Raw genomic sequence first — 25,722 nt, 5'->3', positions numbered from 1 at the left:
ACCCAGCTGAAAACTATTCAGCTGGGTTTCTCTTGACTGTAAAACTTTTATTATACAAATAGGTCGAAATTATTATTGTAATCCCTTCAGGCTCTACCGGAAAGAATGTTATTAACGATCATACGGGCGTGAACTCGTGAATTTTCAATAAACCAAAGGTGCGTATCTTTTCCACCACATACCACTCCGGCCAGATATAAGTTGGGAATATTGGTTTCCATAGTCTCCGTATTGTAGACAGGATTCAGGCAGTCACCATTCAGTTCAATTCCTGAGCCTTTTAAAAAGTCGAAGTCGGGAAGATAGCCGGTCATCGCCAGTACAAAGTCATTTTTAATCTCATGGATCTGATTATTTTCATCTTTGAACAGAACAGAATGCTCCTTGATCTCAATAATTTTAGAATTGAAATATGCTTTGATACTTCCTTCAGCAATTCTGTTTTCAATATCCGGTTTTACCCAGTATTTCACACTTTTTGAAATCTCGGAATGTCGGATGATCATAGTGACGTCAGCTCCTTTTCTGTAGGTTTCCAAAGCAGCGTCTACTGCGGAATTACTGGATCCCACTACCACAATTTTTTGTCTGGTATAAGGATAAGGTTCCGTATAATAATGTCGGACTTTTGGAAGATCTTCTCCCGGAATATGCATCAGATTGGGAATATCATAAAAACCAGTAGCAATGACGACATGTCTGGCGGTATATTTTGATTTCGAAGTTTCAATGGTAAAGAGACCATCATTTTTCGAAACTGCCAGGACTTTTTCATACAGGTGAATATTCATTTGTTTTTGCCTGGCAATACCCTGGTAATATTCCAAAGCTTCCTGCCTGCCGGGTTTCGGTGCTGTAGAGATGAAAGGGATCTCATCGATTTCCAGTTTTTCGGCAGTGGAAAAAAATCTCATGTATAAAGGATAATTGTATAGTGAATTGACAATAGTTCCTTTTTCTATGATAAGGTAGTTTAGATTGTTTTTCTTAGCTTCAATAGCACAGTTTAAGCCGATCGGTCCGGCTCCGATAATGAGAATATCCAAAATTTCCATACAACAAAGGTACGATGTAATTGCTAGATTATATTCATACACTCAGGTAAATATGTGGAGATAGATATCCGAGTCTTGGATTTTGGATCATAGAACTGGTAGTTCATGACTCATTTACAGATCCAGCCTTCCTGTCTTTATTACCCGGCATTCTGGCATCAGTTTTGGTGTTTTTGTACCTACCACAAAATTAAGAATATGAAAAAGGTACTTATTTCCATGGTTATTGTAGCGCTGACTGTTGGCTGTAAAAAGAATGACAATCAACCTAATCTGCCGGCCAGTGATTCTACTGCGCAAATAAAGAATGACAGTATTACTATTAACCAACCCGTAGAAAATAAAGATCAATCTTTAAAACAAGTAAATGATGAGGTTTTACAAGCACTGAAAAACAAAGATTATAAAAATTTTGCATCATTCATCCATCCTCAGAAAGGAATTCGATTTTCAATGTATGCTTTTGTTGATGTAAAAGGGGACAAACATTTTTCCAAAGCTGATTTTGAAAAATACCAGCCTACGAAAATGATATTTACGTGGGGCTCTCAAGACGGTTCCGGGGATTTATATAAAACTACGATCAACGATTACCTTGACAAATGGGTATTCTCGAAAGATTTTACAACCGGACAATATGCAGTGAACAAATTCATCGGAGGAGGCAACTCCCTGAACAATTTAAAAGATGCTTATCCCCAGGCAGATTTTACGGAAAATTATATGAAAGGCACCGAGAAATATGGTGAAATGGATTGGAAGACGATTCGTCTGGTCTTTGAGCAGTTTAAGGGGAAATATTATCTGATAGCGGTGGTAAACGATCAATGGACGATTTGAAAATTGAAAGTTGAAAGGAGTAAGTCGGAATTTGGGGTTGAAAATTAAAATGATAAGGCTGAAGATAAAAAATAAAGCGAGAATACAGGTTTCTGTTTCTCGCTTTTTTATTATAAGATTTTTGTTAATTGCTGAGTAAGGTTTTTTCTTGAAAACTGTTCAATACTTTGGGTGTTTTCATGGAGATTACCATTTTTCCAAAGGTTAAACTTTTCCAGAATAAATCTTTTTACTGCTTCAGAATCGTCGTAACTGAAGTGTTTCCCCGCATTAGTTTCTTCCAGAATTTTTGAAACATCAGCTCCCGAAGGGCCAAAAGATAAAATCTGTTTTCCCGAAGCCAGATATTCGAATATTTTTCCCGGAATGATCCCTTTCGAAGATTCATTGGGAAAGTTGGTGATCAGGAGCATCTCTGAATTTTGCATCTCTTCCACCGCTTTGCCATGTGAAAGGTAGCCCAGATTCAGGATATGATTTTTCAAACCGGATTTTTCAATGACATGCAGGATTTTATCATCAATTCTCCCTACAAATTTTAAGCGGAAATGCCGGGCGAATTCCGTATTTTCTTGTACCAGTTCGTCTAAAGCTTTCCAAAGGTTTTCAGGGTTGCGGAGCTGTTCTAAAACACCGATATAACTTAATGTAAAAGCCTTATTCTGTATCTGAGCCTTTACTGTTTTCTGAGAATCACTTTCGTCAAACCCATTCGTGATGCATATTGCATGGGCTCCTGCTTTACGAAAGTTCTCTGCATCGGTATAACTTGTTGCCAAAGTGATATCAGCATTTTTAAAAACGGCGCTTTCCAGTGCACGATGTTTAGTATCTGAACTTTTGGTTAATTTTAAATGTTTATAATAAGAAATTTCCGTCCATGGGTCGCGGAAATCGGCAATCCATTTCAGTCCAGGAAGTTTCTTTTTCAGACCCAATCCTATGAGATGTAAAGAATGGGGTGGCCCAGAAGTGACCACTACATCTATTTTGTTTTCTTTTAAATAGTGTTCAAGGAATCGAATGGAAGGTTTTACCCAAAAAACTCTGGCATCAGGAATAAAAAAATTTCCTCTTACCCAGATTGATAATCTGGATTTCCAGCTCTGATTGTTCCCGACATCAAACTGCCCGGCCTTAAACTTTTTATTACTTTTATTAAGCCGTTCGGCCAGTTGGTACGGCTCCCAGATCTTAGTTCTGATGATTTCGATATTTTGAGGAATATCTTTCATCAGACTTTCATCTATTAAGGGATAGCTTGGGTTTTCGGGAGTATAGATCACAGGTTTCCAGCCGAATTCCGGAAGATATTTTGCAAACTTCAGCCATCTTTGAACACCAGGGCCTCCCGCAGGAGGCCAGTAATAGGTGATAATCAATATTTTCTTTTCTTCCATTTTAATCAAATCAGACATTAAGCTTTCGGTTCAATTAAAGTTTCCTTTTTTCTGTTTTTATTCATCCAGAAAATTCCAAAAGCACTCAATGCAATAAATAATCCGAAAGACAGTAACGAAAGCCATTTTCCTTTCTCAATCACTTCAGGTTCAAAAATCATTCTGATATGGTGGCTTCCGGCAGGAACATGTACGGCACGAAGTAAATAATCTGCTTTGATGTAAGGAACTTCTTTTTCATCAACTAAGACTTTCCAGCCATGAGGATAGTAAATTTCAGAAAATACAGCCAGCTGAGGCGTTTTAGACTGAGATTTGAATTCTAACTCATTTGGTTGATATTTCGTAAGATTAATGAATGCCGTAGAATCTGCCTGAACAGGTTTGTCAGTAAAATATGATTTGTCTGATGAAGCGATAACAGCTGTTTTCTTATTATCAATGGTTCCTATAGATTTAATTTCCTCATTAGGAGTATTTACAAATTTCAGATCACTGACGAACCATGCATTACCGTTTGCTTTTGGATTAGGAACGACCTGCGGTTGGTCAGGACCTCCGAAAATCATATACTTGGTATTCAGTAAATTTAATACATTCGGTGTTTTTACGCTATCAGCTGTTGTGATGTATTCGTTCAGCAAATCGTCATACCTTCTTAGTTTAACCGCGTGATAACCTCCGATTGAAGATTTAAAATAGGAGGTGTTGGTTTCACTGGTTACTCCTAAAGTCTGGTTGTAAATTCTATAGTGAGTTTTATCTTTATCCGCGATTGTTTCCAATGTTTTGTTGATATTTACATTGGATAAAATAGAGGCCAGACTTGGGTTAGCCTGAACTTTTTCAGCCAGCAAATCTGAACTTTCTGTCTGGAAAGGATTTTCAGCAAAGATTTTGTCTACGTAGTTTTCATCATTTAAATAACGCTTGTTAACCGTCCATAGATCAAATAAGCTTACAACTCCGATTACTACCAGAGCAATGTTTTGGTTAAGCTTTTTCTTTAAACTTAAAAATAAGGCAGCAGCAGCAATAGCAACATACATAAATGCTTTGATGGCATCTATTCTAAATAGTTTATATCTTTCTTCTACAAGATAATCGAGCAGGAAAGGAGGGAAATAGGTCTTTTCACCTTCGGTGGCAAAGCCTAGTAATGATTTTCCAAATACTAAAAGAATTAAAAGCAATCCCAATGTTCCGCCGCTGACATACATTAGAATCTTCTGCTTATATTCTTCCGTTAATTTTTCATCGGTAAAGAACCTGTATAATCCTACCATAGCGATCAGAGGAAACAACAATTCAACGACCACCAGGATGGATGAAGGAGCTCTGAATTTATTATAAAAAGGAACGTAGTCGATAAAGAAATCGGATAATGGCATAAAGTTACTTCCCCAGGCCAGTAAAACCGTTAAAACAGAAGCTCCCAGGATCCAGTAACGATACTTTTTCCAGGCAAAGAAAAAGCCCAAGACAGCAAGGAAACATACAATAGCTCCCTGATACGCCGGACCTGAAGTTCCGGGTTGATCTCCCCAATACGTCATTCCGCTGAAACCCTTGGAAATTCTGTCCATTTCTGCCTGTGAGCCTACATTTTCCTGAACGAGTTCCTGAACTCTGTTCATCATTTCTTTTCCTTCCGGTTCCTGGCTTCCTCCACCCATTAATCTTGGGATAAACAGGTTTAAGGTTTCCAGTTTTCCGTAGCTCCACATCAGCATACTTTCTTTATCCATTCCGGATTTTCCTGAAGTATGGCTGTCATTTGTTAAAATCTGCTTTCCACGAACCGTTTCTTTTACGTACTCTGAATTGGCCATGATTCTCTGTGAGTTCATCCCAACCCCAATGATACAAGATGCAGCAACGATTCCGGAAGAAATCAGGAAGTGCCTCATAGGTGTTTTTTTCTGAATTGCTCTGATCAGTTCAGAAAGGAATAAAAAGCCTAATGCAATAAACAGATAATACGTCATCTGAGGGTGGTTGGCTGCAATCTGCAGTCCCATGAAAAGGGTAGTGACAATGAATCCCCAGATATATTGTTTCCGGATATAAACCAATAAAATACCGGCTAAAAGCGGAGCAAAATATTCAATAGTATTCACTTTACCATTGTGTCCGGCAGCAATAATAATGTAAAAATAAGTGGACAATCCAAAGAAAGTAGCTCCAAGTAAAGCGTATTTCCAGTTTCTGACAACCACCATTCCCAAAAGGAAAAAACCTGCAAAAAGCAGGAACAGATAATTTACCGGCCTTGGCAGGAAATTCAGATTGCTATCAATTTTTTTGATGATATCACCTTTAAACTGGCTACCCATCTGATAAGTTGGCATTCCCCCGAACATAGAGTCGCTCCAATACGTTTCATTTCCTGTATCGGCTCTATAGTCGAGCAGTTCTTTTGCTCCTCCTCTGTATTGTACAATATCGTGCTGGAAAAGCTGTTTTCCTGTAAATACTGGAGTGGAATATAAAAATGCTAAAACTATAAATACTACTAATGAAATTGCAATATAAATTAAGTTTTTATTTTTCGCCATGCTGGTTATTATCTTTTATTTCTTGGAATTTTTACCTTTTGTCTTTGGTCTCTTTTACTTCTTCGTAGTCTACGGTTTCCGCATCCCATTTAAGACCTTGCTTGTTGTTCTTATTCGAGTTGTGAATATCTTGCTGCCTGTTATCCTGATTATTGTTATTGTTGAATCGATAACTGTAAAAAGTTTTAAAGAATATCCTTTTCAGAATATTCCACACGAAGAAAATAACAATGGCAGACAGTACTAATTCAAGAATGTACTTCATAACTTTTTGATTTAAAATTCAGGGTTGGAAGTTTATATTTCCCGGTTTCCAACCCTGAATATTTTTAGTGAATTATTTTGCAGATGGATTTACCATTACAGAAGATTTTGAAACACTTTTCATAGACTGAGATTGTTTTCCGTCTGAAATTGTTTCAATCTGTGTAGTGACTACATTGATGTTCTGATTCGTAATCCATCCTGTGTTTTCATCAAACTTAATAGTTCCGTTCTGGGTAAGCTCACTGCTTAAGCTGTGAGTGATAGGTCCCTGAGCTTTCTTTTCAGTTTTCTTGGGAATACCTCCTGTTACAGCAATTTCTGCAGTTCCGTTTCCTAGGCTTTTCAGCACATAGTTGGAAGTTACTTTAACGCTTCCACTTGGGTCGGCATTTTCAGAAGTTGTCCATTTCTCACCTACCTTTACTCCTTTTTTAGGAATGATGGTCAGGTTTTTATTAAACTGATCTTTCAGAACTTTTTCATTGAAAGATTCTTTAAGGCTTGATACAACGCTTGCCTTTTCATTGGCATCTTTAATAAGAGTTCCCACAGCAGCAGAAACTTTAGTATACACTGCATCAAAACCGGTGATAGAGATTACATTACCGTGGGTATCCATTTTCATGGCCAGTTTATTTCCGGTAAGTGCTCTGTTGATATTCCAGATCATTTTCAGGTCGTCTTCCTTTGGTAATGGTTGTTTGGTATCTACAACAATCGTTTTTCCCTGAGCAGACTGAGAGCTTCTTTTAGCAACAAGATTAAGGGTCATTTCGTATACATTTCCTTTGATCTCGTTTACGGTAAAGTTCATTTCATCTGTAGATTCGCTGGTTGCAGTGATCGATTTTCCCTGAGGATCAGTCATCGTCTTTACATCTCTCTGGTAAGTGGTAAGAGGATATGTTTTTCCTTTTTCAAGCTTGAAAGTTTGTTTTACAATTCCTGCAGAATCTCTAATTGCCGGATTTTCCACCACCTTTGCTACAGAATCAGCAGGTACTTCTACTGTTACTGTTTTCCCGGTCTTAGGATCCACTTTAGTTATTTTGGCTGTTTCTTTCTTACAAGATACTAGAGCTATAGATGAGATGAGAGCTATTGCTGCTACGTTTTTCATTTTCTAATTTTTTAAGTGTTGTGTGTTATCGAATAAATTATTTCAACATTTTCTGTCTTACAGCTTCATATAAAATCGCGCCACAAGCAACAGAAACATTTAAAGATTGAGTTTTTCCTTCGATAGGAAGTTTTATTTTTTCGTCAGAATGATGCAATACTTCTTTGGAAATTCCTGTTTCTTCATTCCCCATTACAATAGCACATGGTTCTGTAAAGTTGACATCATAAATCAGTTTTTCCGCTTTTTCACTGGCTGAAAATACAGTGATTCCACTTTGCTGCAAAAAGTCTACGGTATGGGCAAGATTATTTTCTTTACAGATTTTAATATTATAAAGGGCTCCCGCAGAAGTTTTTATCGCATCGGAATTGATCGGTGCTGCTCCTTTTTCAGGAATAATAACAGCGTCAACGCCCACGCATTCCGCCGTTCTGCAGATGGCACCAAAGTTTCTCACGTCAGTAAGTCTGTCAAGGATCAGTAAAAAAGGTGTTTTGCCTTCTTCAAATAATTGTGGAACAAGATCCTCCACTTTATGAAACGGAACATCCGAAATAAAAGCAACCACCCCCTGGTGGTTTTTTCTTGTAAAACGGTTCAGTTTTTCAACCGGAACATAATTGGGACGGATTTTATTTTTCGCTAAAATTGCTTTTAGTTCAGCATAAATAGGTCCTTGGAGTGCATTCTGCACAAAGACCTTGTCAATCGTTTTTCCCGCTTCAATTGCTTCAATAACGGGACGCAGCCCGAAAATAAAATCGTCTTTCATTGAGTTGTATAAAATTTTATGTTTAAGGTTTAGGATAGAAGGTTAGGATTTGTATGTCAATTCGTGGCCCCTTTTATCCGGCTTCCTCTTAGTATTTTTCTCCTAAAATTGCTCTTTTCTGAGCCATTACATAACCATAGTGCAAACTTTCATGCATATTGTTAAAGATAATAGCATCCTGAATGCTTTTCAGATCCATTCCAAAACTGGTCGTATAAGGAGTATAATCTGAAAAGAAATCGCTGTCGTAATCTTTCATTAAGATCTTAGAAGTTTCAGTCAGTAAAAATTCTAAGTCTTCCACTTCAGATTTTTGAACATTTAAGTTAGGCAAAGTTCCTTTTTTATAGGTTTCAATCCAGTATTTATCAATACGGAAAGGGTTTCCACTCAGGTAATAATGCAAAAGCTGCTGTGTGGCAACAGTGTGGGCAATATTCCAGTAAATATTATTGTTGAAACCATCCGGAATCAGTATCAGGTCCTCATGGGATGTATTCTGAAGGATGTCTAAAAGGTTTTTTCTAACTTGTCGGTGTGCTTGAAAATGATAATTCATTTTGCAAAATTTTTAATCTCCAAAAATAGTTTAATAAACTGGAAATGACAATTTTTTGGACGGAGGATTAGAGTTAAAGTTTTTTAACGCTTAGAAAAAAGAATGTTAATGACATTGTTTTTCAGATTTTTATGATGAATAGTCTTCTGCCTGATCATACTTGCGGTTTTCCGCCTGCTTAATTCTATATACTTGCCAACACTCAAATCTGTTACATTTTTCAGGATCATATTCTGCAAATATGTTGTTAATTCACTGAAAAAAAATCCCTCCAGTTTACAGGAAGGATTATTAAATCTGAATTATTATTAAAGACTGTTTCCGTCTTATTTTTTTATGATTTTATGTTTAAAAGTTGTCCCGTCCTTCAGGGTGATATTTAATAGATAGATCCCAGTACTATAAGAGGAAATATCGATTCTGTCTTGTTTATAGGTTTCAGATAATTTTCTTCCGTCTATACTGTACAGAATTAAAGAAACAACATCAACTTTTGATTTGATATTGACAAAATCCGAAGTGGGGTTTGGGAAAATGTTGACATCAATAGTTTTAATATCCTGTACATTTAAAGTAGCATTGGTTTTTCCCTGCATATATATAGAAAGGTAAACCTCTCCAGCCCCCTGATAAAAAGTAGCGGTTGGTATAGTATGTCTTAAAGTGTGATTTCCGGCAGTTAGATTAGCCAGCGTAAAACCTCTGATAGGGACAGAATTTCCCGGGCACCAGTTGTTCCACGAAGTCCAGTCAGCTTCCGTTTTGGGAGTCGCTCCGTAAATTCCGTTGCCTTGTGTATTATATACCCTGAAAGGTTCACATGAAATCCCACCGGGTTTGTAGGTGAGCATTTGTATATCATCTAGATAAGTATAGTTCTGTCTTCTGATATATTCTTCTCCGCCCTGATTGGCACCATGTGGAGTAGATATAACAAAGAAGTTGGCATTGGCAACAGCAGCAGGAAGATTGAAGTTGACAATTCTTACAGTTTCACCAGCAATGTCGGTACTGTTATAATTATTAAGTTTATTGTAGGTCAGTAAGGGAACTACAGTATTATAATCACTAGCAGTTCCGGAATTATTTGAAAAGAAGGTGAGCGTTCCCGTAAAGACATCATTTCTATCACGACAGCCGGTAACCTGATCGTTAGCAGCATACGGAACTCCAAAAACATCAAGCTCCATATAGATATCATAATTGTTCCGTAAATCCGTATCATGAAATATACTGTATAGATTGCTTACATTATAGGTGTAGGGAACTTCTGAAGGAGTTCTGTTTTTATTCATGAATGGAGTAATATACCGGCCAACTTCAATTCTCTTGACATTCGGATCATTTAGAGTGTAAGTTGACTGGTTTTTAGGGACTAATGCCAGAAAAACTTCTCCCAAACGGTCATAGTTATCGCATAAAGCACCTATGGTAACCCTCATTGCAATAGTTGTTTTAAAAGAGTTAAGTTCAGTATCTGTAAGTTTTCTCGTATATCTCGAGTTATTAAGCCGGATTAATCCTGTAGGTACAGGCTGCGATACCGTTGCTGCATAACCATCATAATAAATTGCCTGAGAAATCACATTCGTCATTGTTGTTGTCTGTGATTTCATAAGGCCGACAAAGAGAAGACTAATAAAAAATAATTTTTTATACATATTACTTGATATTTGTTGTAAATATATTAAAATATGTATTATGTTTTTTATTATTTATTGGTTAAATTGGTAATAAATATACTTTTTTATTGTGAAGTAGTTAAAATTCGGTTATTTCAACCTTAGCTTTTTGTTTGTTTTAATTATTTTAATGAATGTGGTGTAATAATTTAATTTTTTGATATGTAAATCTAAATTTTATCATTAATTTAGCGCAAAATGAGATCATAAAATTATTAATTATGAAAAGAGTTTTACTTTTTGTTTTGTTGCCATTTGTATCGCTGGTTAACGCTCAGATTAATCTGAACATTGGAAGTACAAATGTAGGAACCGCCCCGGTGAGTAGTTTTTTTTCCTATTCTTATGTTCAGCAGATTTATCTTAAGCAGGAAATAAATACCAACGCCGCAGGAAATATTACAGGACTTATCTTTTATCTGGATCCGTCTGCAACAATTAATGATTCTTCCAATTGGACCGTTTATCTCGGGCATACGACAAAATCAGCTTTTACCTCGGGAACAGACTGGATTCCTGCTGCACAGCTGACTCAGGTGTTCGCAGGAACTGTCACCAAAAATAATAATAAAGTTGAGGTAAGTCTTACCACTCCCTTTGCTTATAATAATTCCGATAATCTGGTGGTTGCAGCCAGAGAAAATTCTCCAAGTATCGATATTAATAATTTTGATGAGGCTTTTCGTGTGTATTCTCATTTACCAAATTCTGCTCTCTATTATAAAGGAGATCAGCAGGTTGTTGATCCATCAGCTCCACCGGGAGGGATAAGAGCTAATTATAAATCAGCAATAACTATCTCAGGATTAACACCAAGTCCTACGCCTGCCTGTCCCATCGTTCTTTTCCCTGCAAATAATGCGCAAAAAATTTCTTTGTCTCCTTTGTTTAGCTGGGTTGCCGTGTCAGGTGCAGATTCTTATAAGGTTTCATTGGGTACAAGTTCCGGCGGTACAGATGTGGTTAATCAACAGGTGGTGGCCAACAATAGTTTTACCCCTTCTGTTCCTCTCAACCGTGACACTACCTATTATTTAAAGATTAACGCTGTTTCAGGGAATGCGGAATCGGTTGGCTGTAGCGAAATTACTTTTAAAACAATTCCTCCGATACCTGTAAATGATGCTTGTACAGGTGCTCTGGTAGCATCTGCTTTCCCTTATGCTTACACACAGAATGATGCAATATCTTCTACAAATAATGCCGGGGTTGTTTCTGCATGTGCTGACAACGGGATGAATGATGGCCTGTGGTTTAGATTTACAGGTGATGGAAGCCAATTTACAATTAAAGTATCTACATCGGTAGTTTCTTTTGATCCTAAAATCGGAGTTTACAGCGGGGCGTGTGATAATCTGGTTTGTGTAGGAACAAAAGATGATGGTGGTGGTGGCCAGGCAGAGACGATCACCATTACCACCACTGCAGGGACTGAATATTTTGTGAATGTAGGATCCTTTGAGGATGATGTGGATAAGCCGGAAGATACATTTACGATTGATATTACTAAGATATAATGAAGCATTTTTAGACGATCTTCATTTTAGATAATAAAGAATGTTGTGATGTACGATCATAACATTTTTTTTGTCGTGAGTTTTTGTCTGTTGGTTTTCAATATTTTAAGTAATTTCTCTATTCAGTGGAACAATGAAGGCTTATAATAAAAATAGAGGCCGGTCCTGTTTTTATATACTAGCAAATCAGTTTGTTGGATTAAAAATGTAGCAGTGATAGTGGAATATTTAACAAACTTTAACTCAAAAATGGCATTGATTGTGTTGATTAATGCAAGTATTTATCAGAAATTTACCACTTATTTTAAATCAAGCTATGTCAGATATATATCAAGCTGAAGATATCCGCCAATTGACGGAAAAAATAAAAGAAAAAAACTACTTGTTTTCTCTTCTGAGACAGGAAATCAATAAAGTTATTATTGGCCAGGAATATATGGTTGACCGCCTTTTGGTAGGCCTTTTGGGGAATGGTCATATTCTGTTGGAAGGAGTGCCTGGGTTGGCTAAAACCTTAGCGATAAAAACGCTGGCCGATGCTGTGCACGGAGAATTTTCCAGGATTCAGTTTACTCCTGATCTGCTTCCGGCAGATGTCGTTGGAACCATGATCTTCAATATCAAAGACAATGATTTTTCTATAAAAAAAGGACCGGTATTTGCGAATTTTGTTCTTGCCGATGAAATCAACCGTGCACCGGCCAAAGTGCAATCTGCTCTTCTGGAAGTCATGCAGGAAAAGCAGGTAACCATTGGTGACGAGACCATGAAGCTTCCAAGACCATTTTTGGTATTGGCTACGCAGAATCCTATCGATCAGGAGGGAACTTATCTGTTGCCTGAAGCACAAAGTGACCGTTTTATGCTGAAGTGCACCATAGATTATCCCGCATTTGAAGATGAAAGACAAGTGATGAGAATGGTTTCCACTTCCCACCAGCCGACAGTGAAACCTGTAATCTCTCTTCAGGATATTATCGATGCAAAAGAACTGATCAACCAGATTTATCTGGACGAAAAGATTGAAAAATATATCCTTGATATGGTGTTTGCAACCCGTTATCCTGAAAATTACGGATTGTCTGAGCTTAAGAATTATATCAGCTTTGGAGCCTCTCCGAGAGCATCTATCAATCTTGCGATTGCCTCAAGAGCGTATGCATTTTTAAAAGGAAGGGCATTTGTGATTCCTGAAGATGTGAAAGCATTGGCTAAAGATGTATTGAGACACAGAATGGGGCTTACTTTCGAAGCTGAAGCAGAGGAAATTTCAACAGAAGAGATTATCAACAGAATTTTAGCAAAAATACAGGCGCCGTAATGAGTGATGTTGTAATTCGAAAAGCAGTTCACGAGGATTGCGATGCGATGTTAAACCTTATTAAGGAGCTTGCAGAATACGAAAAAGCTTTACATGAAGTAACTGTGACTATTGAGCAGTTTACGGAAGATGGTTTTGGAAAATCTCCGGTTTGGGGAGCATTTGTAGCTGAATTTGAAGGAGAAATAGTAGGGATTTCCCTTTATTATGACCGATATTCTACCTGGAAGGGCAGAAGGTTGTATCTTGAAGATCTTGTAGTGACAGAAAAATTAAGAGGAAGGCAGATCGGAAAACTGCTTTTTGATGCTACATTGGAATACGGACAATCAAACCAATATACAGGCATGGTATTTCAGGTATTGAACTGGAATGAGCCGGCGATAAATTTTTATAAAAAATACAGCCCTAAGTTTGATGATGAATGGTTGAATGTTTCTATAGAATTTAAAAATTAGATTCACACCATTTACAATTTTAAATCTCACAAGTGTCTATGCAGATAAAAGATATTGTAAAAAAAGTAAAGCAGATAGAAATCCGTACAAGAAAAAAGACGGAAGCTGCTTTGATGGGGCAATATCACAGTGCCTTTAAAGGCCAGGGAATGACCTTTTCAGAAGTTCGTCCCTATCAGTTTGGAGATGAAATCAGAAGAATCGACTGGAACAAAACAGCTCGTTTCCGCGAGCCGTTCGTGAAAGTAATGGAAGAGGAAAGGGAACTTACGATGATGATTCTGGTTGATATTTCTGCATCGATGGATTATGGGACCAAAGTCCAGCTGAAAAGAGAATATGTTGCCGAAATTGCGGCCAGCCTTGGTTTTTCAGCCGCCGGTAATAATGATAAAGTAGGGCTCATCCTGTTTGCTGATAAGGTGTACAAAGTAATTCCTCCTCAGAAAGGGAGAAAACATATTCTTTCCATTATCAGCAATATTCTGACAGCAGATTATGTTCCTGCGGAATCTAAAATAGATAAAGCTCTCGAATATATGATGGGAATCTTTAAGAGAAAATCCCTTGTTTTTTTATTTTCGGATTTTGAAGATGAATATGACTCTAAAATGTTGAGAGTCGCTTCCAAAAAGCACCAGCTGCTGGGGATGCGAATTTATGATGAAAAGGATAATGAAATTCCTGACGTAGGATATACACTTCTGTATGATGCAGAGACAGGAAAGCAAATATGGGCAAATACTTCCAGCGCAAGATGGCGATATACCTTTGCGGAGGCTCAGAAACAAAAAGTAAGAGCTTTGGAGGAAGACTTTTCCGGAAGTTCGGCCGGTTTTATGAATATTAATACCGGAGCTGATTATTCAAAATTGCTGTATAATTATTTTCAGAAAAAATAACACGGGTTTTGCCCGTACATAAAAACATCTGGCTTGGCCATTTATTATTTAACATTGAAAAAAATATTTTTAATACTACCTTTTCTGATCTGTGCAAATGCTTTTTCACAGATACTTTCCTCCAATGTAGAAAAGAAGACCATCGCTTTGGGAGAAGTGAATCATCTCGTTGTGAAAATTGATAATATTCATGATCAACAGGTAACTTCTGCTCCTAAAAACGAATTACTTCCCTTTCATTTTGAAGAAACAAAAGACAGTATCGGACAAAATGCAGGCACCTACGAAAGAAAAATAGAATTTGCTGTTTTTGAAGAAGGAAAATTTACCATTCCTGAGCTGGAATTTAAAGTAGGGGATAAAATTCTTAAAACAATTCCTTACGAAATTGATGTCATCAATACTGCCCAAAAAGCAGATCAGATCAATGATATCATGAAGAATAAGCAGGTGAAACTGGATGCTAAAGATTATTGGGAACTGTATAAGTTTTATATTCTTGCAGCATTGGCACTTATTGCTTTGATTGTTGCCATTATTATGATTGTAAAATGGGGCAGAAAAGCAAAAAGTTCACCGGTAGTGGCCACCAACCAGACATTGAAAGAATTAGACTCTCTTAAAAAGAAAAAATATATTGAAGGAGGTAATTTCCGTTCATTCTATGTGGAGCTGATCGATATCTCGAGAAACTTTATTGCCAAACAATACAGCCTTCCTGCAGATGTCCTTCTTACAGATGATCTGATTGAGGTGATCAAAAAGAATAATACCATTTCGCAGGACAATGAGAAAATAATAGAAGATGTATTTTTACGGGGAGATTTGGTGAAATTTGCCAAGACCTTCCCTGATGAAGAAACAATGCAGAAAGATTTTGCTGATATCAGGGATTTTGTGAAAAGATCATCTAAAGATCTGGAATTCGAAAACTTGAGAAAGGATGTTTGATTTTGAGTTTTACAGTCCGTGGTTTTTATTGCTTTTTCTTCTTTTTATTCCCCTTTTTATTAAGGATGCAGGACAAAGGAAAAGAAAAGGGATAAAAGTGCCTACGACAAAAAATATGGATAACAGGGATGGAATCCGGGGTGTACTTTTTCTATTGAAAATATCAAAGTATATCATTCTTTCCGCTCTTATTATTGCAATGGCAAGGCCAAGGACATTCACTGTTTCCCAGGACAGAGACGAGACAAAAGGGGTTGATATTATGCTGTCTATTGACGTATCATTAAGTATGCTCGCCAAAGATCTTAATCCTGACCGTATCACAGCATTGAAAGATATTGCAGTAAAATTTGTACAGAAGCGTCCCAACGACAGGATCGGGGTGGTGGCTTATGCTGCCGAAGCATTTACCAAAGTTCCTGTTACTTCAGATCATCAGGTGGTCATTGATGAAATTAAAAATCTGAATTCAGATGGTCTTGAACCGGGAACAGCTATTGGAGAAGGTCTCTCAGTCGCAGTAAATCATTTGATCAAGAGCAAAGCAAAAAGTAAAGTAGTGATCCTGATGACGGATGGAGTGAGCAATATTCAAAACGCCATACCTCCACAGATTGCCGCTGAACTGGCAAAAAATAACAATATTAAAGTCTATTCTATCGGTATTGGTACCAACGGATATGCCTTAATGCCTACGGCACAGGATATTTTTGGAGATCTGGTTTTTACAGAAGCAGAAGTTACGATTGATGAAAATACCTTGAGAGAAATTGCACAAACGACAGGAGGAAAATACTTCAGGGCTACGTCAAACAGTAGTCTTGAAGAAATATATAATGAGATTAATCAGCTCGAAAAATCGGATGTAAAGATCTCAAAGCTTTATAATTATGAGGAATATTTTAAGATTTTCCTTTGGATCGCTTTGGGAATGCTGTTTTTAGATGCGTTATTGAGATGGGTATTTTATAAAATTTTAAGCTGATGAGTTGGTCTTTAGGAAATTATTGGTATTTACTTTTACTGTTGCTTCTGCCGCTGTTAGCATCCTTTCTGATCCGGTTTTTACGATGGAGAAAGAAAAAAAGAGAAATTTTTGCCAGCAGCCAGTTTCACGACGATTTATTTGATAAAAGTTCAGGGTTTACGAAGTTTTTCCCGGCATTATACCTTTTGGGTACATTATTTCTGATCTTTTCAATTATCGATCTTCTTAATGGTTCTGAAGAAGTAAAAACGAATCAGAAGCTGAATAACGTAATCTTTATGCTCGATGTTTCAAATTCGATGAACGCAGAAGATATTGATCCAAGCCGTCTTACTGAGGCAAAAAATCTGATGATCAGGACTATGCAGAAAATGAAAAATGATAAGGTCGGAATTGTTATTTTCGCCGGGCAGGCTACTTCAATCATGCCCCTCACTACGGATTATAATTCGGCAGAAACCTATATCAGCGGAATTGAAACGAATTCAATGCAGATTCAGGGAACCGATTTTTTAAAAGGAATGCAGGCTGCCGTTGCGAAGTTTAAAAATGTAAGCAAAGGATCCAGAAAAGTAATATTACTGAGTGATGGAGAAGATAATGAAGGTAATGATAATGCCGCGATAAGATTGGCTAATAAAGAAGGTGTCAGTGTAACGTCCGTCGGGATAGGTTCTGATGAGGGAGCTCCCGTACCTGAATATGTTTTCGGGCAGTTGATGGGATATAAAACAGATGTAAACGGAGGTACTGTCATATCAAAAAGGCAAACCGAAGCTTTAAAGAAGATGGCCGAATCTACAGGAGGAACCTACATTGACGGAAATAATATCAATGAAGCTCCGGACAGGATTTTAGATGCCGTAAATAGGAAGTCGACAGGGGCTGAAACCCTTGTGAAATCACAGAATGCGAATCATTATTATCAATATTTTTTAGCAGTTTCTATCTTACTTTTCTTTTTAATTTATATTTTTAATCCCAAAAGAGATTTTAATGTGTAAATTTCTTTACTGTTGATAAGTCTTTTTGGAGACTACTTTAACCGAACTTTAACAAATAAAACTCTGTTTATTAACATTTAAAGGAATAATTTTGCAAGTGATGAATACTAAAATCATTTTTTTATCGTTTATAGTTGCTTTCTCATTCTCAGGCATTTTGTTTGGGCAGGAAAACTATAGAACTTTGGTGCATGAAGGCAACCAGAAATTCGACGGTAAAGACTATGATGGAGCGTCTTCAAAGTATATGGAAGCGGCAAAATCTAATGATAAAGATTTTACCGCTCACTACAATCTGGGAAATGCTTTGTATAAAAGTAAAAAATATGAAGAGGCAAAAGCAGAGTTTGAAAAGGCAGAAAAACTTTCTCAGACACTTCCTGATAAAGCGGCAGCATTTCATAATTTAGGAAATGCTTATATGCAGATGAACCAGCCGGAAAAAGCTGCAGATTATTATAAAAAATCTCTGAAGCAAAACCCATACAGTGAGGCAACCAGAAAAAATTATGAAATTGCCAAGCTGAAAGAAAAAGAGCAACAACAGAAAAACCAGCAAAATAATTCAGGTAAAGGTGGTGGTGGCAGCGATCAGAACAAAGGTGATGATCAGAAAGGGGACAAAGACCAGAAGCAGGATCAGGGAAATGGTCAGCAGAATGAAGGCAAAAGCGACCAGGGGAATAATCCTCAGCAAAACCCTAATAATGAAGGAAGGATGCCAAAGAATCTCGAAAAAGCGATCTTAGATAAAATAAACGAAAAAGAAAAAGAAACCGCCAGAAGAATTTTAAACAAAAATTCTTATTCGATGCCTGAAAGCAACGAGAAAGATTGGTGATGCAACAAAAATTGATTTACATATTGCTTACTCTGGCATCCGTAATTACTTACGGACAGGTAAATCTTTCTCTTGACGCAGATAAATCCGAATATGGAAGTAAGGAGGTCGTAAACCTTACCATTGTTCTGGAACTTAATGGGATTGACCTTGAACAACAGACAAGATTTCAGCTTCCGGATCTTTCCAAATTTAATATCATAGGCAGTGGATCTGTAACCAATACGGTTATTGATCCGGCTACCAATACCTTGATTACTCAGAAAGTTTCCAGAATAGCCCTTGAACCCAAGAAAAAAGGGAAAATAAAAATCGGGTCCGTACTGGTTACGGTCAATAATAAAATCTACAAAACAGAGCCTTTTGATGTGACCGTTAAAGATTTCGTAGAAAAGAAATCTTTGGCAGCGAACAACTCAGGCGAAGTATTCCTGAATATGGAAATTGAAGACAGGGATATTTATCAGGACCAGCCTACAATTGCTGTTTTGAAAGTGTATTCCAGGAATATGGATAACCTGAGAAAGGTGAAAAATATTCATCTTCCCCATCAGGATAATATCTATGTACATCCTATTAATTTCAGCAAATCTGAAATTGATCCTTCAGGATACGGGAATATGGCTTCTCAGGTATTGGCCATGTTTATGGTGTTTCCGAATGAGGCAGGATATGTAGAAGTACCGGGAGTATCAGCTTCCGTCAATTCTTACTCTGGTAAAAATAAAATTGTTTCCAATAAAGTAAAACTGAATGTCAGAAAACTTCCTGAAGGAGCACCTGAATGTTTCAAAAATGCTGTAGGAAACTTTAACGTAAGTGTGTATAACGCATCGAAAGAAAAAGCTGAAGCTAAGAAACCTTTGAATGTTGTAGTGAAAGTTTCCGGAGAGGGAAATTTACCGGATATGGAACTTCCTAAAATTGCTGCTTCACCTGATTATGAAATTTTCACTCCAAAAATCACCTCTAAAGTTTCACCGGGATCTACAGGGATGAAAGGTGAAATTCTTGCCAATTATGTGATCATACCCAATAAATCCGGAGCGATCTCGATCAAGACGGAACAGTTTGCCTTCTTTGATCCTGAAAACAGGGAATATATTGATCTTGGCCAGAAGACCTTAGCATTGAATGCATTTTCTCATGATCAGATTATGGAGGCCCGTACAACTGTGGAAAAGGTTAATGAATATACCAATAACCTCCTTGAAACGGTTAATACACCGGTGCTGAAAACAACTTCCTTTAAAGTAAAGGAAAAAAGCAAATTCAACTGGAATACCCTTTTTATCAATATCGGTATTCTTTTCGGGCTGTTTATTCTATATCTGTTATTTAAGACTTGGCAAAAAAAACGTACATTAGTTAGGGAAACTGTATCCTCAAAACCTTTAGGTTCAGTGGCTGAAACGGAAAAAGAAATCAGGGAATTGCTGAAAACAGATATCAATGATTATTTCGGGTATCTTGAAAATCTTAAAGATAATGGTGAATATGAGAAGTTCTTCGTTACATTGGAAGAGTTGGATCATGAAGTAAGGAATCAATATTTCCAAAGTACTTCTGCGGAGTTTAAGACTTTTCTTGAAAAGCACAAAGGGGCTTCACTTGCGGAAGACTACAGTAAATTGCAGCAGAAAATTCAGATTGAAAAATATGCTCCTGTGAAATCTGCTGAAGGGTTGGAAGAACTTTTGAAAACAATTGTTAATTTATATTCACAAATTAGCAAATAATCAGTTTATTTTCATATTTTTGCGAAATTTTTAATTACAAAGAGATGGAAATTTTTGATGGTTTCTCGTTTAAAGAGATTGTTACCAGTTTTATGGTCCTTTTTGCCGTAATCGATATTATCGGTTCGGTTCCCGTTATAGTAAGCCTTCAACAGAAGTTTGGGAAGATTGAGGCCGGTAAGGCTGCAATCACAGCAGGAGCAATTATGATTGTATTTCTGTTTGTAGGAAATAAAATTCTTAAGCTTATCGGAGTTGATGTCAATTCATTTGCCATCGCAGGAGCTTTTGTGATTTTTGTCATAGCACTGGAAATGATTTTAGGAATTGAAATCAACAAAACTACAGAAGCAAAGGCCGCATCTATCGTTCCCATCGCATTTCCGCTGGTTGCAGGGGCCGGAACTCTGACAACGGCTTTATCTCTCAGAGCTGAATTTCACGATATTAATATTATCTGCGGAATTATTCTTAATACAATTTTCGTATATTTGGTGCTGAAATCAGCGAAATGGTTAGAAAGAAAAATAGGGGATGCTACCCTGATGATTCTTCAGAAAGTTTTCGGAATTATCCTTTTGGCGATTTCAATTAAATTATTCACCGCAAACTTTGCACAATTGGTGCAGAATTATATTAATTTTTAAATATCATGAAGAAGTTTTATAAAGTATTTCTTGTCGTATTTATTGTTTTCATCGCGATCAACCTTTATGCGATCAACTGGCAGACGGATATCTTAGGAGATGAAGATAATGTTAGATTTGTGTTTTCAGCAGCAGCTGCTGCCCTTGGTCTTCTTGTGCTTTTTGTAATGGATACCTGGAGCAGGATAGGAGCAAAAAAGTAAATTGGATATTTCAATATAAATATAAACCTCTTTCATCGGAAAGAGGTTTTTTTATTTTCAAGAACATATCTTCTTTGTGTTATACGATAAATATTACTTATCAATAACGAGGTTTTTTAATATGGCTTCAGCCTTCAGCTCGGTTTCTGTCCATTCTTTTTGCGGCTGGCTCTGATCTGTAATTCCTCCTCCTACAAAAATGTGTACTGCGTCTTTATACAACCTTGCACATCGCAGGTTAACAAAATACAGGATACTTTCTTCTGTTTCAACTTTAATATATCCTGCGTACAATTCGCGCGGAAATTTCTCATACTTCCTTATATTTTCGTTACAGAAATCTTTTGGAATACCGCAAACAGCCGGAGTAGGATGCAAATCCCGTATAAGGGCATCTAAATCTCCCGGTTTAATATGGGTTTTAAAATCTGTACGTAAATGCTTGATATTCCCGGAAATATGGTCGTAGGTGCCAGACTGTTCAATTTCACCCGAATACTGTTTTAAAATCCCCTGAATATAGGTGCTAACAGGCTTTTGTTCTTCAATTTCCTTTTCAGACCATTCTTCTGATACAGCAAGAGTTCCTGCCAGCGCCATGGTTTCAAATTCGTGGGTTGTTTTATTGAATTTTCCCAATACTTCAGAAAAAGCTCCCATCCAGGCATTTTGCCCCTCGTGGAATATGTACCTGAATGCATTCGGGTAGGATGCACATAGATTGGTAAAGCTTTTTTTATAGTCGATAGTATTAAAATCTGTAAAAATTTTTCTTCTTGAGTACACCAGTTTTGGAAGATCATTTTCTTTAATCACCCTGATAACCTGTTGTAAATTTTGATAATATTCTTCATCAGTTTCCGCGATGAAACCTGTATTGTCTTCCGGAAAAGAGCCGTTGGAGATTGAAATCTGATCAAAATCCTCTGAGCTAACTTCTATCTTATTTCCATTGAAGTTAATCTGATTCAGGCTATCATAAGAATAAAAATCTATTGTGTTTTTGTTATTTTTTTCATCTGCAGAATACAATCTTTCGTCGAAAGGAAGTTTGAAATAAATCATGGGCTTAGGATAGGTTTTGAAAATCATTACCCGGAAATATTACAGGAAATTCCCAAGTTGATTTTCCTTTCTGCAAAGGTATTATTAGTCTTAAAGATGTCAAAATTAAAACACCTGTTTTTTATGAAATATCTTCATTTTTACCTGCGTTGATTTAGCTTTGATACGGTAGTGATGGATCGATATATTGACAGAAAATTACCGAAAGCCAATAAAAAAGACTCAAAAAAATTGAGCCTTGGGTTTTCGTTGAAGATATATGCTTCTTATTTCAGAATAATATTATTGGTCATCGTTGTATGGTTGATGAGTGTTCCCTTTTCGTCACGAATTTCAATCTCGGAAACGTGCATTGTTTTTCCTTTGCGGATAAAACGCGCAGTTGCTGTTACCGTTCCGTCTTTTTTACTTCTCAGGTGATTGGAGTTGATATTGGTTCCTACCCCGTAATATTTATTTCCGTCAATAAAAAAATTAGACAGGCTTGACCCTAATGTTTCAGCAAGTACACAACTGGCTCCGCCGTGCAGAATTCCGAAAGGCTGATGTACTTTTGGCTGGACGGGCATGGTTGCGGTAAGGGTTTCATTTTCTACGTCAATATCAATAAATTTTATTTCAAGTGTCTTTGCTAATGTTACACCCTCTCCCCAGTTATTTAAAAACATAAGGATTTCTTCTTTGGTTTGGTCTTTCATTTTTTATGATGAATAAATGATTAATTACAAATGATTTTATCAGCTTTTATTCTCCGGTGCCCATAATATCCGGATTCCAGTTTTCAGGAACTTTAGGAACAATATCATTTTTTACATAATAGTCCTGTATTTCCTGCATGATTTCAGCAAAAGGAACTGAAGCAATTCTTTCGTAAGGAATGGTGTAGCCCAGGTAGACGATATTTCTTTTGAAATCTCCTGCAGCCAGTACAATAGGAACTTTTGCGGCTAATGCCATATGATAAAACCCTTTTCTCCATTTCGGAACCCAGCTCCTTGTTCCTTCAGGAGTGATCACAAGGCTGAAATCTTCTTTAGCGAATTGCTTGGCAACGAAATTAACAAGATCGTTTTTCTGGCTTCTGTCAATACCGATACCGCCTAGCCCTTTTACAACACTTCCATACCAGGCTTTAGTGTGAGCGTCTTTAATGATTATTTTTAAGGGTTTCCCTAAGGACCAATAAGCGAAATTACCTAGAATATATTCCATATTGTGGGTGTGCGGAGCCACGACAAGGATACATCGGTTGAGGGTATTAACATCTCCCTGAAGAACGACTTTCCATCCCAATAATTTTAACATCAATTTGCCTATCAGCTTTTTCATAGATTCTTGGATTAAAAACAAAAAAGTATAACCAAATATTGGTTATACTTTACAAATATATTGAAATATTATCGCTCTTAAAATAAACCGTTAATTAAATCTACGATTTTCATTACGAATTCTAGTGCAAATTGGATCATAACAATAGTGTTTTTGGTTGTTGAGTTGGTTATTAATTTTAGTACTACGAAATTAAAACAATTTTTTTACATGACGAATTAAATAATATGATTTTTTTCACTTTTCTGAGAGAAGAAGAGTGTGAATTTCAAACGGTTGCTATCCATTCACACCTTCTGCCACTCTCTGAAGTTAATTATTTAGTTTGTATGGAAATTTCGTTTTTTCCGTCTTTGATTTTGATATCCACATCTTTATTTATTTTTTTGATGTCGGATGCTACAGAATCAATTACTTTCTTAGCCTGATTATTGGGAACTTTTTTTCCGTTGATAATAATGCTGTCTTTATCGTCTGAGTTATATTCTATGCTTGAACCGTTTACGGTGATTTTATTTTTTTCAATTCTGATTCCGTTGTGGTTGTTGTAGTCATCATCTTCACCGTTGTCGTTAATACCGTCTCCATTTAAGTCTCCATCGAAGTGGATTCCGTTTTTCTTTAATGGAAGTACAATTGTTTTTTGTGGAACAACCAATTCATAATCTACTCTGTAATCTCTGAACCTGTGTTCGTAAGGGTACTTCATAAAATTAGGAAGTATTACTTTGTTGTTCACTACTTCTACAGGAACTGTAAGCTGAACAGGGTAATTGTAGCCGTTTCCTTCTTTCTTAATGATCAGATAAGGTGTTTTGATATCTGTTTTTCTCGTTACATCCACAGAGATGTAATCTTCTTCATATACTGTTTTTTTATCAGAGTAAATATCATCATCATATGCTTTGAAATTCTGTGGAATATTGATTTGTTTTACATCTACATATACCGTATCAGAATTGGTGTTGATGGCAACATTTTCAATATCTTCCTTACTTCCTCTGTAGATCAGGTTTTTCTTAGCCATACTGATTCCGAAATAGGTTCCTAATCCGATAAGTAGCAGGAATAATCCACCGATTACCCATCCGATATTTCTCAGTTTTGTTTTTGGTGAGAAAATTTTGATACTTAGTAAACTGAAGATAATGGCAGGAATTAAACTACCGATAATCATCATGGCTGCCAGTACTTTATCAAGTCCGTTATCATCCATATAGAATCTGATCTGATTGGCCCCCGGAAAATCAGTATCCATTCCGAAAAGACCAAATAAAACAAATACCCCGATAATACTTGTTATAGCCATCAATACCAATAATCCACCGACAATATATTTGAATACATTCCAGATTCCACTGCTGGCATTATTGATGTATGGTTTGTTTTCGTTGTAGATCTCTCCGACCCTCTGAGTAGATTCATTGGCAAATTGTACCAATTTATTAGACTCATTCTTAAGATTGTCGAAGTTCATAGGCTTTCCCTGCATTTTCAGGAAATCTGCTGCGGTTTCAGCTTTAGGAAGGACTAACCAAAGAACAACATACAGAAGTCCGATCAATGATGATGAAATGGCTGCTGTAAAGATGCCAAGGATAAAAATACCTAGCCAGATTGCTCTCATTGCCGTAATATCCATTCCTACATATTGAGCTAGCCCTGCGCATACTCCTGCAATTTTTTGCTTTTCAGGATCGCGGAACAATTGTTTTTTATCTGTATAATTGGTTCCTGAATTGTTTTTTCTGGTAGATGTTTTTTCTGAAAAATAAGCCTCCTCCTGTTCTTCAATTTTTTCAGGGGTCCCGATTTGTGCGATTACTTTTTCTACGTCAGTATCGTTGATTACTTCACGTTTTCCCAGAGAATCATTGAAAATCTCCACCATTCTTATTTCTATGTCATGCATTACCTCATCTGCTTCCGAAGCATCCAGTGAGCTTCTCAGAGCATTCAGGTAATCGCTGAGCTTTATATATGCGTGTTCTTCTATCGTAAAAGAAAAACCTGCGAGTCCTATTGAGAGTGTCTTGTTCATAGCTTTGTTTTTTAATTTTTTTGAGTGATTTGATTGACTGAAGCCGTCAGTTCATTCCAGGTATTGAGTAGTTCATTCAGGAAAAGTTTTCCTTTTTCTGTAATCTGATAATATTTTCTGGGTGGTCCTCCTGTTGATTCTTCCCATCTGTAAGAGAGAAATTCCCCGTTTTTAAGTCTTGTGAGAAGAGGGTAGAGGGTGCCTTCCACTACATCCAGCTTTCCTTTTTTAAGTTCATCGATAAGGTCGGAAACATACATTTCGCGATGATTGATGAGACTTAAAATACAGAATTCCAGAATTCCTTTTCGCATTTGCGCTTTGGTATTTTCAGTATTCATCTTTGATAAGTTTTGTTAATTAGTTATAATCTTTAGAAAAGTGCCCCTAGCTAGTTGAGCCTATTCTAATTTTACATTACAAAGATATGTAAATAAAATGGTATTATGCAATACAAAGT

At 36.8% G+C, this 25,722-nt stretch carries 25 protein-coding genes; 12 read left to right on the top strand and 13 right to left on the bottom strand.

Annotated features, from left to right (window positions below; translation table 11 throughout):
• Window positions 1–86: 86 nt before the first annotated feature.
• Window positions 87–1,055, bottom strand: coding sequence for a YpdA family putative bacillithiol disulfide reductase (locus tag M030_RS0115975; protein WP_027374417.1), 969 nt, complete (start codon window positions 1,053–1,055; stop codon window positions 87–89).
• 198 nt (window positions 1,056–1,253) lie between these two features.
• On the opposite strand from M030_RS0115975, the gene M030_RS0115970 reads away from it, so the two are divergent.
• Window positions 1,254–1,895 carry a hypothetical protein gene (locus M030_RS0115970; RefSeq protein ID WP_027374416.1) on the top strand — a complete coding sequence of 214 codons (642 nt, stop codon included), beginning with the start codon at window positions 1,254–1,256 and terminating at the stop codon, window positions 1,893–1,895.
• Window positions 1,896–2,005: 110 nt separating this feature from the next.
• On the opposite strand, the gene M030_RS0115965 is transcribed toward M030_RS0115970, so the two are convergent.
• The 7 genes from M030_RS0115965 to M030_RS0115930 form a co-directional block, all read right to left on the bottom strand.
• Window positions 2,006–3,295, bottom strand: a complete 1,290-nt coding sequence (locus tag M030_RS0115965; protein ID WP_027374415.1) for a glycosyltransferase family 4 protein — start codon at window positions 3,293–3,295, stop codon at window positions 2,006–2,008.
• Between the two features lie 17 nt (window positions 3,296–3,312).
• Window positions 3,313–5,853, bottom strand: a complete 2,541-nt coding sequence (locus tag M030_RS0115960) for a YfhO family protein (RefSeq protein WP_027374414.1) — start codon at window positions 5,851–5,853, stop codon at window positions 3,313–3,315.
• A 31-nt stretch (window positions 5,854–5,884) separates the two neighbouring features.
• Window positions 5,885–6,118: a hypothetical protein gene (locus M030_RS0115955; protein ID WP_027374413.1), complete on the bottom strand. Its 234-nt coding sequence runs from the start codon at window positions 6,116–6,118 to the stop codon at window positions 5,885–5,887.
• A 72-nt stretch (window positions 6,119–6,190) separates the two neighbouring features.
• The gene (locus tag M030_RS0115950; protein WP_027374412.1) at window positions 6,191–7,240 is read right to left on the bottom strand and encodes a DUF6263 family protein; all 1,050 of its coding nucleotides are present in this window, start codon (window positions 7,238–7,240) and stop codon (window positions 6,191–6,193) included.
• Window positions 7,241–7,277: 37 nt separating this feature from the next.
• A complete protein-coding gene (rlmB, locus tag M030_RS0115945; RefSeq protein ID WP_034722742.1) occupies window positions 7,278–8,015 on the bottom strand; it encodes a 23S rRNA (guanosine(2251)-2'-O)-methyltransferase RlmB in 738 nt (245 codons plus the stop codon).
• A gap of 88 nt (window positions 8,016–8,103) precedes the next feature.
• Window positions 8,104–8,574: a DinB family protein gene (locus M030_RS0115940; RefSeq protein ID WP_002977558.1), complete on the bottom strand. Its 471-nt coding sequence runs from the start codon at window positions 8,572–8,574 to the stop codon at window positions 8,104–8,106.
• A 326-nt stretch (window positions 8,575–8,900) separates the two neighbouring features.
• Entirely contained in the window at window positions 8,901–10,190 is a 1,290-nt protein-coding gene (locus M030_RS0115930) for a peptide-N-glycosidase F-related protein (protein ID WP_185097399.1), read from the bottom strand.
• 287 nt (window positions 10,191–10,477) lie between these two features.
• Between M030_RS0115930 and M030_RS25030 the strand changes: the two genes are divergently transcribed.
• The 11 genes from M030_RS25030 to M030_RS0115875 all read left to right on the top strand — a co-directional run bounded on the left by M030_RS25030 (window position 10,478) and on the right by M030_RS0115875 (window position 20,827).
• Window positions 10,478–11,773: a hypothetical protein gene (locus M030_RS25030; protein ID WP_051585116.1), complete on the top strand. Its 1,296-nt coding sequence runs from the start codon at window positions 10,478–10,480 to the stop codon at window positions 11,771–11,773.
• Between the two features lie 316 nt (window positions 11,774–12,089).
• Window positions 12,090–13,094, top strand: coding sequence for an AAA family ATPase (locus M030_RS0115920; protein WP_027374409.1), 1,005 nt, complete (start codon window positions 12,090–12,092; stop codon window positions 13,092–13,094).
• Entirely contained in the window at window positions 13,094–13,552 is a 459-nt protein-coding gene (locus M030_RS0115915; protein WP_027374408.1) for a GNAT family N-acetyltransferase, read from the top strand. The genes M030_RS0115920 and M030_RS0115915 overlap by 1 nt, the downstream gene beginning before the upstream one ends.
• 38 nt (window positions 13,553–13,590) lie before the next feature.
• Window positions 13,591–14,454: a DUF58 domain-containing protein gene (locus M030_RS0115910; RefSeq protein WP_027374407.1), complete on the top strand. Its 864-nt coding sequence runs from the start codon at window positions 13,591–13,593 to the stop codon at window positions 14,452–14,454.
• A 54-nt stretch (window positions 14,455–14,508) separates the two neighbouring features.
• On the top strand, window positions 14,509–15,405 hold the full coding sequence (locus tag M030_RS0115905) for a BatD family protein (protein ID WP_034722791.1): 897 nt from the start codon (window positions 14,509–14,511) through the stop codon (window positions 15,403–15,405).
• Complete coding sequence (locus M030_RS0115900) at window positions 15,398–16,390, top strand: VWA domain-containing protein (RefSeq protein WP_027374405.1); 993 nt, start codon at window positions 15,398–15,400, stop codon at window positions 16,388–16,390. The genes M030_RS0115905 and M030_RS0115900 overlap by 8 nt, the downstream gene beginning before the upstream one ends.
• Window positions 16,390–17,397: a vWA domain-containing protein gene (locus M030_RS0115895; protein ID WP_027374404.1), complete on the top strand. Its 1,008-nt coding sequence runs from the start codon at window positions 16,390–16,392 to the stop codon at window positions 17,395–17,397. Before M030_RS0115900 ends, M030_RS0115895 begins: the two co-directional genes overlap by 1 nt.
• A gap of 100 nt (window positions 17,398–17,497) precedes the next feature.
• Window positions 17,498–18,238 carry a tetratricopeptide repeat protein gene (locus tag M030_RS0115890; RefSeq protein WP_027374403.1) on the top strand — a complete coding sequence of 247 codons (741 nt, stop codon included), beginning with the start codon at window positions 17,498–17,500 and terminating at the stop codon, window positions 18,236–18,238.
• A gap of 11 nt (window positions 18,239–18,249) precedes the next feature.
• Window positions 18,250–19,977 carry a BatD family protein gene (locus tag M030_RS0115885; RefSeq protein ID WP_227533338.1) on the top strand — a complete coding sequence of 576 codons (1,728 nt, stop codon included), beginning with the start codon at window positions 18,250–18,252 and terminating at the stop codon, window positions 19,975–19,977.
• A gap of 44 nt (window positions 19,978–20,021) precedes the next feature.
• The gene (locus M030_RS0115880) at window positions 20,022–20,624 is read left to right on the top strand and encodes a MarC family protein (protein ID WP_027374401.1); all 603 of its coding nucleotides are present in this window, start codon (window positions 20,022–20,024) and stop codon (window positions 20,622–20,624) included.
• Window positions 20,625–20,629: 5 nt separating this feature from the next.
• Window positions 20,630–20,827, top strand: coding sequence for a hypothetical protein (locus M030_RS0115875; RefSeq protein ID WP_027374400.1), 198 nt, complete (start codon window positions 20,630–20,632; stop codon window positions 20,825–20,827).
• A 93-nt stretch (window positions 20,828–20,920) separates the two neighbouring features.
• On the opposite strand, the gene M030_RS0115870 is transcribed toward M030_RS0115875, so the two are convergent.
• The 5 genes from M030_RS0115870 to M030_RS0115850 all read right to left on the bottom strand — a co-directional run bounded on the left by M030_RS0115870 (window position 20,921) and on the right by M030_RS0115850 (window position 25,603).
• A complete protein-coding gene (locus M030_RS0115870; RefSeq protein ID WP_027374399.1) occupies window positions 20,921–21,892 on the bottom strand; it encodes a chorismate-binding protein in 972 nt (323 codons plus the stop codon).
• 266 nt (window positions 21,893–22,158) lie between these two features.
• The gene (locus M030_RS0115865) at window positions 22,159–22,590 is read right to left on the bottom strand and encodes a PaaI family thioesterase (RefSeq protein ID WP_027374398.1); all 432 of its coding nucleotides are present in this window, start codon (window positions 22,588–22,590) and stop codon (window positions 22,159–22,161) included.
• Window positions 22,591–22,636: 46 nt separating this feature from the next.
• On the bottom strand, window positions 22,637–23,221 hold the full coding sequence (locus M030_RS0115860; protein ID WP_027374397.1) for a 1-acyl-sn-glycerol-3-phosphate acyltransferase: 585 nt from the start codon (window positions 23,219–23,221) through the stop codon (window positions 22,637–22,639).
• A 316-nt stretch (window positions 23,222–23,537) separates the two neighbouring features.
• The gene (locus M030_RS0115855; RefSeq protein ID WP_027374396.1) at window positions 23,538–25,262 is read right to left on the bottom strand and encodes a PspC domain-containing protein; all 1,725 of its coding nucleotides are present in this window, start codon (window positions 25,260–25,262) and stop codon (window positions 23,538–23,540) included.
• Between the two features lie 11 nt (window positions 25,263–25,273).
• Window positions 25,274–25,603, bottom strand: a complete 330-nt coding sequence (locus M030_RS0115850; RefSeq protein WP_027374395.1) for a PadR family transcriptional regulator — start codon at window positions 25,601–25,603, stop codon at window positions 25,274–25,276.
• Window positions 25,604–25,722 lie beyond the last annotated feature (119 nt).

This window comes from Chryseobacterium sp. UNC8MFCol, assembly GCF_000482305.1.
In the GTDB taxonomy this organism is placed as follows: Bacteria; Bacteroidota; Bacteroidia; order Flavobacteriales; family Weeksellaceae; genus Chryseobacterium; species Chryseobacterium indologenes.
Note: the sequence above shows the minus strand (reverse complement) of the source record. Positions and strands in the feature narration are given on the sequence as shown.